Origin of the sequence: Novosphingobium rosa NBRC 15208 (genome assembly GCF_001598555.1) — a bacterium.
GTDB classification, from domain to species: domain Bacteria; phylum Pseudomonadota; class Alphaproteobacteria; order Sphingomonadales; family Sphingomonadaceae; genus Novosphingobium; species Novosphingobium rosa.
The window spans coordinates 1-15,010 of record NZ_BCZE01000080.1 but is presented as its reverse complement, the minus strand read 5'-3'; the positions used below and the strand labels follow the sequence as shown (position 1 = coordinate 15,010).

General features: G+C 63.6%; 14 protein-coding genes. 9 read left to right on the top strand and 5 right to left on the bottom strand.

Going from position 1 to position 15,010, the window contains the following annotated elements; translation table 11 throughout:
• The first annotated feature begins 153 nt into the window (after positions 1-153).
• The 3 genes from SR3_RS24835 to SR3_RS24825 all read left to right on the top strand — a co-directional run bounded on the left by SR3_RS24835 (position 154) and on the right by SR3_RS24825 (position 5,013).
• Positions 154-3,300, top strand: coding sequence for a TonB-dependent receptor (locus SR3_RS24835; protein WP_068092107.1), 3,147 nt, complete (start codon positions 154-156; stop codon positions 3,298-3,300).
• Between the two features lie 65 nt (positions 3,301-3,365).
• Complete coding sequence (locus SR3_RS24830; RefSeq protein ID WP_407668207.1) at positions 3,366-4,613, top strand: SGNH/GDSL hydrolase family protein; 1,248 nt, start codon at positions 3,366-3,368, stop codon at positions 4,611-4,613.
• 64 nt (positions 4,614-4,677) lie between these two features.
• Positions 4,678-5,013, top strand: a complete 336-nt coding sequence (locus tag SR3_RS24825; protein WP_245654088.1) for a hypothetical protein — start codon at positions 4,678-4,680, stop codon at positions 5,011-5,013.
• A 4-nt stretch (positions 5,014-5,017) separates the two neighbouring features.
• Here SR3_RS24825 and SR3_RS24820 read toward each other — a convergent pair whose 3' ends face one another.
• Positions 5,018-5,491 carry an Lrp/AsnC family transcriptional regulator gene (locus SR3_RS24820; RefSeq protein WP_068092105.1) on the bottom strand — a complete coding sequence of 158 codons (474 nt, stop codon included), beginning with the start codon at positions 5,489-5,491 and terminating at the stop codon, positions 5,018-5,020.
• 94 nt (positions 5,492-5,585) lie between these two features.
• Between SR3_RS24820 and phhA the strand changes: the two genes are divergently transcribed.
• From phhA to fahA, 4 genes are read left to right on the top strand one after another with little or no spacing between them, the layout of a single operon-like run.
• Positions 5,586-6,458 carry a phenylalanine 4-monooxygenase gene (phhA, locus tag SR3_RS24815; protein WP_068092103.1) on the top strand — a complete coding sequence of 291 codons (873 nt, stop codon included), beginning with the start codon at positions 5,586-5,588 and terminating at the stop codon, positions 6,456-6,458.
• Positions 6,455-7,501, top strand: a complete 1,047-nt coding sequence (hppD, locus tag SR3_RS24810) for a 4-hydroxyphenylpyruvate dioxygenase (protein ID WP_068092099.1) — start codon at positions 6,455-6,457, stop codon at positions 7,499-7,501. The genes phhA and hppD overlap by 4 nt, the downstream gene beginning before the upstream one ends.
• A gap of 12 nt (positions 7,502-7,513) precedes the next feature.
• On the top strand, positions 7,514-8,806 hold the full coding sequence (hmgA, locus tag SR3_RS24805) for a homogentisate 1,2-dioxygenase (protein ID WP_068092098.1): 1,293 nt from the start codon (positions 7,514-7,516) through the stop codon (positions 8,804-8,806).
• Entirely contained in the window at positions 8,803-10,101 is a 1,299-nt protein-coding gene (gene fahA / locus SR3_RS24800) for a fumarylacetoacetase (RefSeq protein ID WP_068092096.1), read from the top strand. The genes hmgA and fahA overlap by 4 nt, the downstream gene beginning before the upstream one ends.
• 44 nt (positions 10,102-10,145) lie before the next feature.
• On the opposite strand, the gene SR3_RS24795 is transcribed toward fahA, so the two are convergent.
• On the bottom strand, positions 10,146-10,550 hold the full coding sequence (locus SR3_RS24795; RefSeq protein WP_068092091.1) for a hypothetical protein: 405 nt from the start codon (positions 10,548-10,550) through the stop codon (positions 10,146-10,148).
• A gap of 76 nt (positions 10,551-10,626) precedes the next feature.
• Positions 10,627-11,292 carry a dihydrofolate reductase family protein gene (locus SR3_RS24790; RefSeq protein ID WP_068092151.1) on the bottom strand — a complete coding sequence of 222 codons (666 nt, stop codon included), beginning with the start codon at positions 11,290-11,292 and terminating at the stop codon, positions 10,627-10,629.
• Between the two features lie 134 nt (positions 11,293-11,426).
• On the opposite strand from SR3_RS24790, the gene SR3_RS24785 reads away from it, so the two are divergent.
• Positions 11,427-12,089, top strand: coding sequence for a 2'-5' RNA ligase family protein (locus tag SR3_RS24785; protein ID WP_068092086.1), 663 nt, complete (start codon positions 11,427-11,429; stop codon positions 12,087-12,089).
• On the opposite strand, the gene SR3_RS24780 is transcribed toward SR3_RS24785, so the two are convergent.
• Both SR3_RS24780 and SR3_RS24775 read right to left on the bottom strand, forming a co-directional pair.
• Positions 12,090-12,797 (bottom strand): HTTM domain-containing protein, encoded by a 708-nt coding sequence (locus SR3_RS24780; RefSeq protein ID WP_068092083.1) that lies wholly within the window; start codon positions 12,795-12,797, stop codon positions 12,090-12,092.
• Positions 12,794-13,246: a hypothetical protein gene (locus SR3_RS24775; protein WP_068092080.1), complete on the bottom strand. Its 453-nt coding sequence runs from the start codon at positions 13,244-13,246 to the stop codon at positions 12,794-12,796. Before SR3_RS24775 ends, SR3_RS24780 begins: the two co-directional genes overlap by 4 nt.
• Before the next feature lie 127 nt (positions 13,247-13,373).
• Here SR3_RS24775 and SR3_RS24770 point away from each other — a divergent pair, with 127 nt between their 5' ends.
• On the top strand, positions 13,374-14,891 hold the full coding sequence (locus tag SR3_RS24770; RefSeq protein WP_169805706.1) for a hypothetical protein: 1,518 nt from the start codon (positions 13,374-13,376) through the stop codon (positions 14,889-14,891).
• Positions 14,892-15,010: the final 119 nt, after the last annotated feature.

The window sequence follows — 15,010 nt, the reverse complement described above, 5'->3', positions numbered from 1 at the left end:
GATACCAACTGCAACCCGCGCGTCGATCAACGGGCGCTGCGGAAGGCCGTCGGCGCGCGTGCAAGCGGGCCGGAGGCATTCGAAATCGGGCGCCCGGGCCGCTTCAGGCCCGCCATTCGCGCCACATCATGCATGGGAATGAGGGGTAGGCATATGACACATAAGAAAACCGCCATCATGTTGAGCCTGATCACAGGCGTTTCCAGCTTTGCCTTTATGGCCATGCCGGCTTTGGCCCAGCAGTCGCCGGTGACTCAGGCGCCAGCCGCGCAGGCCAGCGCTCCGGCGCCGCAGGCCGATCAGGCTTCCGCCAATGAGATCATCGTCACCGGCTATCGCGCCAGCCTTCAGCGCTCGGCGGAGATCAAGAAGAGCAACATCGGCCTCACCGAAACCATTCTGGCCGAAGACATTGGCAAGTTCCCGGATTCGAACATCGCGGAATCGCTCAGCCGCGTGCCGGGCGTCACCATCAACCGCGACAATGACGGCGAGGGCGTGAACGCCGCCATCCGCGGTCTGGGTTCGGCCTTCACGCAGGTGACGCTGAACGGCGCGGCGATCATGATCGGCTCGACCGGCACCGCCGATGGTTCGGGCACGGGCCGTCAGGTCGACCTCAACTATTTCCCGACCGAACTCTTCACCTCGATCACCGTCGAGAAAAGCTCGCGCGCCGATATTCTGGAAGGCGGCGCGGCCGGGTCGATCGATCTGCGCATGGCGCATCCCTTCGACAAGCAAGGCACGCATTTCACCGTTTCGATGGACGGGCTCTACAACACCAATGCCAAGACCCCCGGTTACAAGGGCGCGGCGGTGTTCAGCACCACCAAGGGCGAGTTCGGCATTCTGATCGGCGTTTCGGGGATCAGCAATCAGGTCAATTCCAACGGCTTTGAATCGGTGGGCTGGACCGAGCCCAACCTTTCCGCCGCGCAGAACACCACCTCGACCCGCAACAACATCAACAATCTGTCCACCAACTGCATCACCGCCACACCGGCTTGCAGCAACGGCAGCACCTGGAACATTCCCGCCACCGTTCCGGCGGGCGCGGGCAATGGTCTGGTGACGGGCAGCGCGCTCAATCAGGCGGCGCTGCTGGCGCTGAACCCCGGCCTCACCATCACCCAGATCAATCAGGCGCTGATCCCCCGTCTGGGCCGCGAGTTCAACGAATATGGTTCGCGCAAGCGCATCACCGGCGTCGTCTCGCTGGAATACAAGGGCGATGACAACGGACTGCATCTCTACCTCGACAGCATGCTGTCCAAGGCGCGCAATCAGGAACAGCGCATCGATATGGACTGGGTGGGCCGCAACGGCAGCGCCATCCCCATCGGTCTGCAGGTGGACAGCAATGGCGTGGTGACCTCCGGCACTTTCGCCAATGCCCAGTCCTTTCTGGAATATCGCCCCTATGATGAAAAGCTGACTTACTACGGCTTCAATCCGGGCGGCGAATATCAGATCACCGATCACCTGAAGGTCGATGTGCGCGGCGATGTCACGCACAGTTCCTTCTATCGCCAGTCGCCCTCGGTGCTGGTGTCGACTGTGCTGGGCTCGGGCGATACGGTCAATTACACCAACAACAACGGCAACATCAACATTGCCTCCAGCACCGATCTCGACAATCCGGCGAATTTCAGCTGGAACGGCGGTCGCGTCAACATTCAGAGCGAGCGCCGTCAGACCACCACCAAGGGCATTCGCGGCAATCTGCGCTGGGATCACGGTGATATCGTGGTGCGCGTGGGCGCTGCCTATGACAACAATTACCGCAACATCTATGCGCTGGACAACAGCACGCTGTGGCAGAATGCGGTCTGCGGCAATCAGCCCAATGTGGCGATGCTCTCGCCCAACACCCAGCCTGCCTGCCTTGGCCTGAACGCGCCGGGTTCGGCTGCCGCGCTGTATCCCGGCTATGGCACGGGCGCGACGGCGGGGGCGACGGGTTCGGTCCAGTATCTGGGTTCGCTGATCCCGCAGGCTTCGCTGGCCAATTATCTGATGCCCGGGCCGCGCGGCTTCGTGACGGTCAACTGGCCCGCCTTTGCCGCGGCATCCAACTATGCCCAGTATAATGCGACCGCGCCTTTCTCGACCGCCTCGAACACCGGGGCCAATTCAGGCCAGTTTCAGGAAAAGAACTTCGGCGCCTATATCGAGGCTGACGACAAGTTCCAGATCGGCGACAACACGCTGCGTCTGAACGGCGGCGTGCGCTTCATCCACACCAACCAGCGCATTGGCGGTTATGTCGCCAATGGCGCCATCACCCAGCAGAATGTCGGGCTGACCAGCGGTGGCTTGTACCCGACGGTGGGCATCGGCGCCTTCAACTTCATCAACACCTACAACAGCTACAGCTATGCGCTGCCGGCCTTCACCGCGGACTTTGCTCTGGGTCGCCATGCGGTGTTCCGCGCATCGTGGTCCAAGACTTTGACCCGGCCGGACCCCAACGCCATGCTGCCGGGCGTGAACTTCTCCGACATCTCGGCCTATCAGGCCTCGATCGGCAATCCGGCGCTGGCGCCTTATCTGTCGAAGAACCTTGATCTGGGCTTTGAATATTACACCGGCAAGGAAGGCTACATCGCGGTGGCCGCCTATCGCAAGTCGATCACCGGCTTCACGACTTCGGCCAACATTTCCAGCACCTTCAGCGCCCTGGCCCCCTATGGCGTCAACATCAACACGGTAACCACCGATCAGGCGAGGATCCTCAACAGCAACCCGACCGGCGCCGCCAACTCGCCGATCAACATCACCGAGCAGGTCAATGCCGGCAATCTGGTGATCAATGGCGCGGAGTTCACCGTCGTTCAACCGCTGGACTTCATCCTTGCGCCGCATGGCCATGGTCTTCCGGGGTTCGGCGTGATCGGCAACGTTACCGTGATCGATCAGTCGAGCGCCAGCACGCCTGCCGTGATCGCGACGGGCGTGGCGCATACGACTTACAACCTCACGCTCTATTACGATCACAAGGGCGTGTCGGCGCGAGTGCTGTACAACTTCACCGGCGGATCGCTGGCGGCGCAAGGGCCCCAGAACGGGCTCAACAATTTCGCGATCTACAATGACGTGCACAAGGAGCTGGACTTCTCCGCCAATCTCGATCTGCAGAAGATCTTCGGCGGCAGCACCTTGCTGCCCACCGTGTCCTTCAACGTCAACAATCTGACCAAGAGCCATATCCGTACCTATCTGCAGTATAAGAACGTGACCTATTCGGACTACAATCCGGGCACGACCTATTCGCTGGGTCTGCGCGAGAAGTTCTGATTTTGACGATGTGATAAAAGGGAAGGGCCGGGCATCAGTCCGGTCCTTTCCGCATGCCGGAGGTGATGCCCTTGCGTTCTGTCTTGCGCGCTGCCCTTGGGGCTGTGATGGTCTTCTCGCCGCTCTGCGCCCATGCTGCGGTTTGCGCGCCGCAGTGGGTGGCGGGCTGGGCCTCTTCACAGATGACGCCCAGCGGGGACAATGCCCTGCCCGCCGGAAGCTTCGGCGGAGCGAGTCTGCGGCAGATTATCCGCCCGTCCATCGGCGGGACGGGGCTGCGCATCAGGCTCTCCAATGCCTTTGGCACGGCGCCGCTGCGCATCGATGGCGCGACGCTGGCGCGCGCGGTGAAAGCGGGCAGCGGGGCCATCGATCCTGCCTCGCTGATCGTGCTGCACTTCGACGGACAGGCGGGCGTCACCATTCCTGCCGGGGCGGACTATCTCTCCGATCCGGTCGATCTGCCCGTCCGCGCTTTCGACGATCTGGCGATCACCCTGCATTATGCGCAAGATCCGCAGGGGCAGACCTCCCATCCCGGATCGCGCGCCACCTCATGGCTGCTGGCGGGCGATCATCTGGCCGATGCCGATCTGCCGGGGGCCAGGAGTTTCCAGCACTGGTTCACCCTCTCGGCTGTGGAAATCTCACGCTGCGAGGCCCCGCGCGCCATCGTGGCGCTGGGCGATTCCATCACCGACGGCCACGGCGCCACCGATGACGCCAATGACCGCTGGACAGACGATCTGGCCCGCCGCCTTCAGGCCGATCCTTCCACGCGTGGGCTGGCCATCGTCAATCAGGGGATCGGTGGTAATCGCCTGCTGCATGACGGGCTTGGGCCCAATGCGCTCGCCCGGCTGGACCGCGATGTGCTGGCGCAGCCGGGTGTCCGATGGTTGGTGGTGTTGGAAGGCATCAACGATATCGGCACGCTGACCCGCGAGGCCCCGATGGATGAAGCCGCGCATCAGGCGCTGGTCGCGCAGATCATCGGTGCCTATCGCCAGATAATCGCCCGGGCGCATGGGCGGATGATCAAGGTGGTCGGCGGCACGGTGCTGCCCTTCATGGGCAACGACTATTACCACCCCGATGCGCGCAACGAGGCGGACCGCCAGGCCGTCAACCGCTGGATCCGCGAGCAGGGTCATTTCGACGCGGTGGTGGATTTCGATTCCGCCATGCGCGATCCGGCCCAGCCAAGCCGCCTGCGGCCCGCCTATGACAGTGGCGATCATCTGCATCCATCGCCGGAAGGTTACCGGGCCATGGCGCAGAGCATTCCCCTGTCTGTGTTCAGCGGTGGGTGATGGCCTTGATAAGGTTGGGGCTGAGGCCCACATGGGTTTTATGCAGTCTCACACAAGGGCCCTGGTGGCCGCTTCCGCCTATGCTGTGATCTTTGACCGGACGGTCGCGGGTCTCTATGATTTCACCGCTCAGGAACATCTGCGCGTCGCTGCCGAAAGCCGCGACGGGCGGGTGCAGGGCAACTATGAAGGCCGGGCGGGCGGTTTTGGCGGCACGCTGCCCGAACTGTTCGATGCGGGTGATCAGGCCTTTGTCTCGCTTGAGGTGGATGGTTACAAGGCGCGTGGTTATGACCGGGCATCCGGCCATCATTATGAGGCCGAAATCCTGCCGCGCCTGATCCAGTTCTACGATCATGGCGAGAAAGCGTGGTTCTCCTTCGAGCCCCAGTTCGTCTGAAAGCTTAACCGACCGGCAGGGCCGTGGTGTACTTCGTCATCGACAGGGCGAAATGCGAAGCCGCCGCGCCCACCGCCGGGTGGTCCAGCAGGGTGCGCATCAGAAAGCGCTCATAATCGGCGACATCGGCCACGACGATGCGCAGCAGATAATCCCACTCGCCCGACATGGAGAAGCACTCGATCACCTCGGGGCGTTCGTGGAGGAAGTCCTCGAAGGGCTTGCGCACCTCTTGCGCGTGATTGCGCACGCGGATGTTGCAGAAGACATTCACCCCGCGGCCGATCTTTTCCGGATCGACCAGCCGCACCGTGCCTTTCAGCACGCCCGAAGCCTCCAGCGCCTTGATCCGCCGCCAGCATGAGGCGGCTGACGTGCCGACCTTTTCCCCCAGCTCCGCATGGCTGAGCGAACCGTCCTGCTGAAGCGCCTCGACGAGTCGCGTATCGATGGGGTCGAGTTGAATGATCTGTTTCATGCATCACCATGATTGCGGGATTCTGTTTCAGAATATCGGCAGATTGCCTCGCTTTTGAAACCCAATCAAGCCGATCCTGTGACACGATCACGCCATGGGAGAGATAAGCCTCGACATGCATAAAGGCGACTGGACCGTTCCTCAGGAATGGCACCTTTATCGCGCCGATGAGCATGCCATGTGGGACCGTCTCTTCGAGCGGCAGGCCCGCCTGCTGCCGGGCCGCGTGGCGCCCGCCTTCCTTGAAGGCCTCGATATTCTGCGGCTCTCCAAGCCGGGCATCCCCGATTTTGCCGAACTCAACGCGCGGCTGATGGATGCCACCGGTTGGCAGGTGGTGGCGGTGCCGGGGCTGGTGCCCGACGCGGTGTTTTTCGATCACCTGGCGAACCGCCGCTTTGTGGCCGGGCGCTTTATCCGTCGCCCCGACCAGATCGATTATCTCGAAGAGCCCGATATCTTCCACGATGTTTTCGGCCATGTACCGTTGCTCGCCAATCCGGTCTTCGCCGATTATATGGCGGCCTATGGGCGCGGCGGCCAGCGCGCGGTGAAGCTGGGCGCCATCGAGCGGCTGGCCCGGCTCTATTGGTACACGGTGGAGTTCGGCCTGCTGCGTTCTGGCGACAGTTTGCAGATCTATGGCGCGGGCATCGTCTCCTCTTTCAGCGAAAGCGTCTTCGCGCTGGACGATCCTTCGCCCAACCGTATCGGTTTCGATCTGAAGCGGCTGATGCAGACCCGCTATCGCATCGATGATTTCCAGCAGACCTATTTCGTCATCGACAGTTTCGAGGATCTGCTGGCCCAGACCATCGGGACGGATTTCGCCCCGCTCTATCAGGAGCTGGCCGGTTCGACCGATCTCGATGTGGCGACGATCCTGCCGGGCGACACCGTCTTTCACCTTGGCACGCAGGCCTATGCGCGCTCCCGCCCCACCCACAGCAGCGGATCTTCAGAATGACTCAGGACAATCCTCTCGGCCTCGACGGCTTCGCCTTTTGCGAGTTCACCTCGCCTGAACCTGATGTGATGGCGGGGCAGTTGCGCCAGCTTGGATTTACGCTGGCGGCGCGTGGACGCGATGGTGCGCTGGAACTCTACCGGCAGGGGAGGATCGCCTTTGTCCTCAACTCTTTGCCGCAAGGTCAGGCGGCAACCTTCCGCCAGCTGCATGGCCCCTCTGCCAATGGCATGGGCTTTCGGGTGAAGAGCGCCGAACAGGCCCATGGCATGGCGCTGGAGCGGGGCGCAACGGATGCTGACACGTCGGACTCGGCCCTGCCGGGCGCCAGGGCCATCGAGGGCATTGGCGGATCGCTGCTCTATATGGTCGATCACGATCCTTTCGCCGATTGGGATCAGGTGCCCGGATGGCAGGAAGAGGCGCAGAAGAATTCGGTCGGGCTCGATGTGCTCGATCACCTCACGCATAATGTCCGTCGCGGGCAGATGCGTGTCTGGTCGGAGTTTTACGCCAGGCTGTTCGGCTTTGAGGAGCAGAAGTTCTTCGACATCAAGGGACAGGCCACGGGTCTGTTCAGTCAGGCGATGATCGCGCCGGATCGCGCCATTCGCATCCCGCTCAACGAAAGCCAGGACGACCAGAGCCAGATCGAGGAGTTCATCCGCGAATACCATGGCGAGGGCATCCAGCATCTGGCGCTGACCACGCAGGATATCTATGCCACGGTCGAAAAGCTGCGCGCCAATGGCGTGTTGCTGCAAGACACGATCGAGACCTATTACGAGCTGGTCGACCAGCGCGTTCCCGGCCACGGCGAGGATCTGGAGCGCCTGAAAAAGAACCGCATCCTGATCGACGGCAATGTGGGTGACGAGGGCATTTTGCTGCAGATCTTCACGGAAACCATGTTCGGCCCGATCTTCTTCGAGATCATCCAGCGCAAGGGCAATGAGGGCTTCGGCAACGGCAATTTCCAGGCGCTCTATGAATCGATCGAGCTGGACCAGATCCGCCGGGGTGTTATCACCGTCGGCCAATAAGGAGAGCGCGGCATGGGCGATCCGGCCTATCTCACCGGCTTTGGCAACCATTTCGCCAGCGAGGCCGTGGCGGGCGCTCTGCCTGTGGGGCGCAATGCCCCGCAGCATGTGCCCTATGGCCTCTATGCCGAGCAGCTGTCGGGCACGGCCTTTACCGCGCCGCGCAGCGAAAACCGCCGGACCTGGCTTTACCGCCTGCGCCCTGCTGCGCAGCATAAGCCGTTCCAGCCCTATGCGGGCGGGGCGTTGATCGGCAGCGCGCCCTTCATGCAGGCCCCCGTCAGTCCCAACCGGCTGCGCTGGGACCCGCTGCCCATGCCGGATCAGCCGACCGACTTTATCGACGGCCTCACCACCTGCGGCGGTAACGGCGATATGGCGAGCGCCAGTGGCTGCGCGATCCATCTCTATGCCTCCAACCGCTCGATGGAGCGGCGCGCCTTCTTCAACGCCGATGGCGAGATGCTGATCCTGCCTCAACAGGGCAGCTTGCGCATCGTCACCGAACTGGGCGTGATGGAGGTTGCGCCGCTGCATCTGGCGCTGATCCCGCGCGGGGTGCGCTTCCGCGTCGAGGTGGAAGGCCCGGTGCGCGGCTATATCTGCGAGAACTATGGCGCGCCCTTCCGCCTGCCCGATCTCGGGCCGATCGGCGCCAATGGCCTCGCCAATCCGCGCGATTTCGAAACGCCCGAAGCATGGTTCGAAGATCGCGACGAATCCACTGAAATCATCCAGAAGTTTCAGGGCGGCTTATGGGCCACCACGCTGGACCACTCGCCCTTCGATGGGGTGGCATGGCACGGCAATCTGGCGCCGTGTCGCTATGATCTGCGGCGTTTCAACACGATCAACACCGTCAGCTTCGATCATCCGGACCCGTCGATCTTCACCGTGCTGACCAGCCCGTCGGAGACGCCGGGCACCGCCAATGTGGACTTCGTGATCTTCCCGCCGCGCTGGATGGTGGCCGAGGATACGTTCCGCCCGCCATGGTTCCACCGCAATGTGATGAGCGAATTCATGGGCCTGATCGAGGGCGCCTATGACGCCAAGCAGGGCGGTTTCGTGCCGGGCGGCGCCTCGCTTCACAATTGCATGAACGGCCATGGGCCTGACAAGGCGAGCTATGACAAGGCCGTCTCCGCCGATCTCAAGCCCCAGCGTATCGAAAATACCATGGCTTTCATGGTTGAGAGCCGCCATGTCATCCGCCCCACGCGCTGGGCGATGGAAACCCCGCTGCTGCAAAGCGATTATGACGAAGCCTGGTCCGGCTTCACCAAGGCGAGCCTTCCCGAATGACGATGTTCACGATTGACGAAACCCACGATCCGGCGCGCTGCAGCTGGGTGCCCGGCGCGGATGGCCATAGCGAGTTTCCGGTCCAGAACCTGCCTTTCGGGATCATCTCCTGCCGCGACAAGGGCAAGCGCCCGGCGGTGGCGATTGGCGATCATGCGCTCGATCTGTTGGCCATCGCTGATCTGCAGCCTGCCAAAGTGCATCAGGCTTCGCAGGCCAGCACCCTCAACGCCCTGTTCGCCCTTGATGCCGATGTGCGGCGCGATCTGCGCCACGCACTCTCGGGCTTGCTGTCGGACCCGCAGCATCGCGGCAGGATCGAGCCAGCTCTGATCCCGATGGCCGACTGCACCCTGCATCTGCCCTTCGCCATCGGTGACTACACCGATTTCTATGTCGGGCTGAACCATGCCACCAATGTCGGCAAGCTGTTTCGGCCAGACAACCCGCTGCTGCCCAATTACAAACATGTGCCCATCGCCTATCATGGCCGGGCTTCCTCGATCCGTCCCTCGGGCGTGGATGTGCGGCGGCCCAAGGGGCAGCGCAAGGCGCCCGATGCCGCGGCGCCCATCTTCGCGCCCACCGCCCGTCTCGATTACGAGCTGGAGCTGGGCCTGTGGATCGGGCAGGGCAACCAGCTTGGCGAACCCATCCCCATGGCGAATGCTGCGCAGCATATCGCCGGTCTCTGCCTGCTCAACGACTGGTCCGCGCGCGATGTGCAGGCCTGGGAGTATCAGCCGCTCGGGCCGTTTCTGGCCAAGAATTTCCATTCCACCGTCTCGCCCTGGGTGGTGACGATGGAGGCTCTGGCGCCCTTTCGCATCGCCCAGCCCGCGCGGCCCGAAGGCGATCCGGCGCCGCTGCCCTACCTCTGGGACGAGCAGGATCAGCGCGCGGGCCAGTTTTCACTCGATCTTCAGGTGGCGATCCGCACGCAGGCGATGCGCGATCAGGGCCTGCCCGAATTTGCTCTCAGCCGCAGCGCCTCGAGCGATATGTATTGGACCATGGCGCAGATGGTGGCTCATCACACCTCGGGCGGCTGCGATCTGTACACTGGCGATCTGCTGGGATCGGGCACGATCTCGGGCGCCGCGCGTGAGGCTTCGGGGAGCCTGCTGGAACTCTCGCAGGGGGGCGGCGTGCCCATCGACCTGCCCGGCGGCGAGCAACGCTGCTTCCTCGAAGATGGCGACGAGGTGATCCTCACCGCCCATGCGCATCGCGAGGGTTTCGTATCCATCGGCTTCGGGCAGAACCGCGCCACCATTCAGCCCGCGCTTGGATGAGCGCGCCCTGTATGGGCATCAATTGATCTGGACGCGGTTTGGCATCACCACGCGCTGCCAGGCTCGCCGTCCTGAAGGTCGATGGTGAATTGTATCGGAATTCTGATGACGATGCTGGGCCGCCTCAACGTTTCCCTTTGAAGAAAAAGCTCTTTTGTCTTTTCAATCGCCCAGGACTTGCCATATTTGCGGACAACGTGATCGCGCATTGCCGCATCCACGGGCAGCCTGATATTGAAGATGTGGCCTTCGATGAAGGCGATGTGCCCGCCATCGTCGACATGCTCTTTCTCTGTCAGCAAGCATCCGAAGACTGGCTGTTCCTCAGATTCCCAGAGGTAAAGCGTGTGGTGGCGAGCCAGGCGCGGATCGCGCCGAACGGCTTCCAAATAGAGGCCCGCCTCAAGATCAATGGTCCGATCCTTCGGCCTGTCATGCATGAAAGCCATGGCGTATCTTCATCCCGGAACAGCCGGTTATCAGGGCAGGGCGGTTTTCCCCCGGCCCGGCGCAGGCAAAGTCCGCTCAGGCCTTCTGGCGCTCGATCACGATATGCGTCGCCAGCTCCGATGGCGTGGAGCTGGTGACGCGATAGCCCAGCGCCGACAGGTCCAGCCCCGTGAACATCGCCTCGCCGCGGCCCAGCAGCACGGGGGAGAGCGCGAAATGCAATTCGTCGATCAGCCCTTCCTGCAGATATTGCCGCACTGTCGCAACGCCGCCGCCGATCTTCACATCCAGATCGCCTGCCGCCTCACGCGCAAGGTCCAGCGCTTCATGGATGCCGCCGGTCACGAAATGGAAGGTGGTGCCGCCCTCCATGGGGATGGGATCGCGGGCATGGTTGGTCAGGATGAAGGTGGGGGCGTGATAGGGCGGATTGTCTCCCCACCAGCCTTTCCAGCTGTCGTCCGGCCAGTCCCCGCGCACCGGGCCGAACATGTTGCGGCCCAGAATAAAGGCGCCGAAGCCGTCCATCGCGCGATGGGCGAAGGTTTCGTCGATGCCGTCCGCGCCGCCTTCCTGACCATGCCCCGCCTGACCATGCATGGCGCGGAAGGTTTTCGTGCCGAAGAACCACTGGAAGATCTCTGGCCCGCGCTGGCCCAGCGGGGCTTCGAGGCTTTGTTCCGGGCCTGCTCCAAATCCGTCGAGGGACAGCGAAAACCCTGCGACTCTGACACGTCCCATCCCAGCCTCCTCAAACATTCGGGCCATGCTGCCTTGTCGCGCGGGGATGCGCAACGCCCAAGGCTCTTGCTATGCCGCAGGGGCAGGGCCTATCGCCTCGGCCCATGGACTCGGCTGCCCGAAAGACCCTCACGATGCTGCGTTATGCTCTCTGCGCCCTGATCGCCACGACTGTGCCTGCCCATGCCGGGGATACGGTGAGCATCGATATCTACGCAATCCCCTCGCGCCCGGTGGTCGAGGCGGTGGCGCAGGCCAGCGAGAAACTGGGCAAGCGCGGCATGAAGACCTTCTATGCGCAGGGCCATGCGGTGCATGCCACGCTCTATCTCACGCAATATCCCTCCAGCGCGACGCCTGCGCTGAAGGCGGCCATCGCCCGGTTGGCGAAAAGCGGCAAGCGCTTCCCGCTGACCGTCGGCGGCGCCGAGCGCACCGTGTCGAACTGGCTGTTCCTGAAGGTGCAGCGCAGCCCCGATCTGCAGAGGCTGGCCGATCAGGTGACTCTGGCGGCGGAACCCTTGCGCGATCACACCGTCTCACCGCCGGGCTGGATGAAGGACTATCCCGCCAAGCTGCCCGCTTTCGAGCGCTATGGCTCGCCCAACGTCTTCGCCCAGTTCGAGCCGCATCTGACGCTGCTGGCCAATGAGACCAACCCCGGCCTCGGCGCCTTTGTGGCCGAGGCTGAGCAGAGCAGGCCCGAAGCCAGGGGGCAGGTGGAAGGGATCGGCATCGGGATCGTCGACGCGAATGGCCAGATCGTGAAGACTGTGGCGGAATACCGTTTCCGCTGATCAGGCCAGCAGGCGCTCCTGCAACCACAGGATGGCAGGATAGGCGCAGATCCAGATCCAGAAAAAGCGGTTGAGCCCCAGCAGGCAGGCATTGGCGCCATGGAACAGCGCCGCAATCGCCAGCCCGGCAATCAGCGTGGGGCGCGAGAGAAACGCCAGCGGAAAAGCCAGTTCGAAGCCCATCACGCCCCAGCCCATCGCCAGCAGCAGGCGGCGCTTGTCGGCCCAGCGGCGGATGTTCTCCCCGGCGGGATAGGCGGAGAACAGGAACACGTCGCGCAGCGCCTGCCCGCTGCGCCAGTCCCTGTTCACCACCTTGACCCAGCCCGACATGAAGTAGGAAAGCAGCAACTGCGCCCCCAGATAGCCGAAAGCGAGTTCGCGCCATGTGGGCAGGTTGAAGGCGGCGGTGAGGCACAGCAGCATCAGCAGGCTCATGCGGTCGGCTCCGCCATTGTAGGGGCCATTGAAGAAGGGCAGGATCAGCAGGTGGTTGACCACCAGCGCCAGAGTCAGCACGCCGGGCGTCAGGCCCGGGATCGTCACGCCCAGGCTGGCCGCCAGCAGCAGGAGCGACAGGATCAGCCTTGGCGCAAACAGCAGCCGTTCCTGCGGGCGGACGGCGGGGCGCAGATGCTCCAGACTCTGCTGGACAAAGGCCAGCGCCATCATGCCGCCGGTGAGATCGAGGGCGCGCTCCAGCATCATGCTTCCAGCAATCCGTTGATCGGGCAGGGCGCGGAAAGGTAGATGATCTCGCCCTCGCGCTCCTCACGGGTGACGAGGCGCAGGCGGATCTGCAGGCAGTCGCCGCGATAGGCCAGGCCATCGCGATCCAGATGCCGCGCCACCCGCAGCAGCAATTCGCGCTGGCTATGCGCGACGGCCTCGGGCGAGGCCGCATGCATCAACCGTTCGGACAGGCTGACCAGAAACAGGCTCTCGTTCCAATCCGGGTTCCAGAACAGGCGCCGCAGCATCGTTCCCACCGGCAGCACGGCGGGGCGAGGGCGGAAGGCATGCCATTGCTGCGCCATGGCGTTCTCGCCGGGCAGCAGGGCGTAATCGAGGCGCGGACTGGCGCTCACCGCATCGAAAAACCGCCATGAGGGCACGATGGCCGGCAGCAGCAGGCGCAGACCGGTGATTGGAAACACGATTGTCCGCAGCCCCCTGCCTGACGCCATGGCCGGATCGCGGCCCCAAGGCCCCCGATTATCCGCTGAGGGGCCGGGGATCAACCGCGCCATCTTGTCGCGCCGCGGGGATGATGCCAGTCACGCCATGATGGAAGCGAGATTTCAACCCTCTGCCGCGCTCGCGCGCCCCCGATCCGTGGCTGGCAACGACACGCTGCTGTGGGCCGCGATGCTTCTGGCGCTGCTGTCCGCGCTGCCGGTGCTGGTGGCCCGCTATCCCCAGATGAGCGACTATCCGGCCCATCTGGCGCGCTACGGCGTGATGATCGATGGCGGGCGCACGCCGGCGCTGGCGCGCTATTACAGCTTCCACTGGCAATGGACGGGCAATGTCGGCGCGGATCTGCTGATCCGTCCGCTGGCCGCGCTTTTCGGGCTGGAAAACGGTGGGCGGGTGATGGCCGGGCTGATCCCGCCGCTGACCGGGCTGGGGCTGATCGCGGTCGATTATGCGCTGAGGCGGCGGGTGACGGGCGCTTCCCTGCTGGCGATGGCCTTCATCTGGTCGCCGATGATGCTGACGGGGCTGCTCAATTTCGCGCTGGGTCAGGCGCTGGCGCTGCTGGCTTTTGCCTTATGGGTGGTGCTGGCGGGGCGCAGGTGGCGGGCGGCGTTGTTCATTCCGGCGGGGCTGGTGGTGTGGCTGTGCCATCTCTCGGCCTGGGGGATGCTGGGGGTGATGATCTTCGGTTTCGAATGGCATGCGCTTCACCGCAGCGGCGACTGGTGGCGCGCCTTTGTCCGGCCCTGGCCCTTGCTGGCCCCTGTGACGCTGATGCTGCTGCCCGGCGGCACGCAGGGCAGTTTCTCCTATGGCGAGCCGCTGCTGACCTACAAGTTGGCAATCTGGTTCAAGGCCATGCGGGACACCGCCTATCCGCTCGATTTTGCCGGGCTGGTGGCGGTGCTGGCGGTGATCGGCATCGCCACCAGGTATCGCCGGATCGATGGGCGGCTGGGCTGGTCCACCGCGGCGCTGCTGGTGCTTTCGCTGGCGGTGCCGCGCCATATCTCGAATGGGGATTACGCCGATTACCGGCTGGTGACCTCCGGACTGATGCTGGCCTGTCTGGCGATCGATTGCACGGGGGCGCCGAAATGGACGGTGGCGCTGGCTCCGGCGCTGTATCTGGTGCGGCTGGCGGTCACCACCGTGAGCTGGCAGGCCGATTCGCTCGAAATGGAAAAGATGCTTCAGGCGCTCGACCATCTGCCCGATGGCGCGCGCGTGGCCAATGCGGTGCTGGTGCCGGGTGACGCCTGGCGGCTCAACCCTTTCGAGCATATCGGCGGCTATGCGGTGATCCGCAAACACGCGCTGATCAACACCAATTTTGCGCTGGCCCATGTGCATATGCTTTCGCTCAGGCAGGGTGGGCCCGGCTTTATCGATCCCTCGCAGCGCATCTTCCAGCTGTCGACCCAGCCGGTGGAGCTGGCCAGTTTCGTTCCGGCGCGGCAGGCGGACTGGCTTTGGTATGTCGGCGCGAAAGAGCCCGCCAGCCTGCCGCCGGGTGCGCAGGTGGTGTGGCGCGGCGAGCATAGCCTGCTGGCGCGTCTGAAACCTGTTGTTGTTAAACCAGGATTGCCAGCGCCGCGCTGATCGCTTTATCCTAAAGGCGTGGACATGGCTGCCGATTACGTGCAGTCGCCACGGCGATGAGAGGCGGGAGGTATCCCGCTGCCCGAGCAGATGGCCATGCCGAGGGGTGGATGATGACT